Genomic DNA, 425 nt, shown 5'->3' with positions numbered 1-425 from the left:
ATTCATGGGTCATCTTGAGCACCTAGTATGGAATTCCTATGATGGCCCTCTTCCGTCTGTGTATCATAGATACATTGATGATTGTATTGGCATTACCGATATGCCTGAAGCCGATTTGTCACGCTTCATTAATTTCATTAATGTCTTCAATCCTTCTATTCGTTTTACTTCTCACATCTCCACTACTTGTGTCAACTTTCTTGACATTACTATCACCTTACGCCTATCCACTATCTATACATCAGTATATTACAAGCCTACTGATGCACATAGTTTTCTCCTCTATACTTCTTCCCATCCCCGGGCTTGTCGTGACTCTTTGCCATTCTCGCAGCTCTTACGCCTTCGTCGCCTTTGTAGTGAGGACGATGATTTTCTTGAGAGAGCTCGCGAGATGCTTGATTTCTTTCGTAGGCGCCTATACC

The 425-nt window shown here is 42.6% G+C and carries 1 protein-coding gene; it reads left to right on the top strand.

Features of this window, described 5'->3' with window-relative positions; translation table 11 throughout:
- Nucleotides 1–4 precede the first annotated feature (4 nt).
- The coding region (locus AC1VNY_RS42765) for a hypothetical protein (RefSeq protein ID WP_482409716.1) at nucleotides 5–425 on the top strand (421 nt) is incomplete at its 3' end.

The sequence above is a fragment of the Bradyrhizobium ferriligni genome, assembly GCF_056837965.1.
Note: the sequence above shows the minus strand (reverse complement) of the source record. Positions and strands in the feature narration are given on the sequence as shown.